The following is a 1,171-nucleotide window of genomic DNA, read 5'->3' on the forward strand; positions in this document are numbered from 1 at the left end:
AGCTCCTTCATCCGTATGCAGACATTGCCTTGCTCATCGCATAGATCAATATCTATTTTCCTTACCCGATCTCCCGCTTGGCTGTTCCTGCTAGTACGAATCCATGCCCACATCTTCGGCGTGCATCTGCCGATGATTTCGATCTCCCGTAATGCAAAAGGCAGCGCCGCCTTCCGATCTTCACTGCCCATCCGCAGCCCGATCGACGCTTGGAGCGCGGAATCCAGGATGCTGGGATGGAGAACATACTGGTCCTGGGTGTCCCGGACTGACATCGGCAATGACAGCTCTGCCAATGCTTGATCCTCTCCCACATATACCTTCTGAATCCCCTGATGCCCCGGCCCATACTCGATTCCCATCGCCCGAAACGCCGCATACAGCTCTTCGGATGTGAGGCTACTTTGATTACACTCTTCCTGAACGCCCTTCAGATGAAGCACCGGCTTTTCCTTCACCGGGCTTAGCAGAGCTCGGCCTTGGCTGTATACGACGGATTCAGCAGGATCCGCTTCATCCTCACGGTAGATTTCATAGTCAATCTCCCCGTCATCTTGCGGATACAGCCCGATATGCACCCGAAGCGGCTGCTCTCCTACAACGATAGGCTGCGTCCACACCACGTTTTTCAGCCTGATTGCAGCCCCGTCTTTCGCTCTCGTCGCCTCCGCCACTGCCGCACGCGCCATCTCCAGACAGGCGGCCCCCGGCAGAACCCGCTCTCCTTGTATCACATGATCGGTCAAGAAAAACTCCCGTCCCGTCCATGTTGTGCTAAATCGCTGCTCCGACAGGTCGGAAGTATTTTGCTGCAATAAAGGATGGATCACGGTACCGGCTATCGGTGCCACCGTGCCCCCAGCGATGCCAGTTTCGCTTTCCGGAATCCAGTATCTCTCTCTGGCAAAAGGATACGTCGGCAGGCTGATGCGGCGCGGTTGAATTCCCGGGTAAAACCTGTTCCAGTCCAGGCTCAATCCTTTAACCCACAAATCAAGCAGTTTTCCATATTTCCGTTTACTTATCCAGGCTTCTATCGTATGGACCATGTCTTCATCCGCAGTGAAGATTGCCATAGTCTCCTTATTCCGTTTGATCTGCCCCCGATACAGGTCTTCGATATCGTCCTTACCTTCCAAGTAACCTGTCAGCTTGTCTTGAAGCTCCTTCA

Annotated in this window: 1 protein-coding gene; it reads right to left on the minus strand. The window is 53.9% G+C overall.

Annotation, left to right across the window (positions count from 1 at the left end):
- Nucleotides 1-1,171: polyketide synthase dehydratase domain-containing protein (locus tag ABRS97_RS27995; protein ID WP_367859147.1), on the minus strand; the 1,171-nt coding region annotated here is incomplete at both ends.

Source organism: Paenibacillus tabacirhizosphaerae, from assembly GCF_040812395.1.
Classification (GTDB): domain Bacteria; phylum Bacillota; class Bacilli; order Paenibacillales; family NBRC-103111; genus Paenibacillus_E.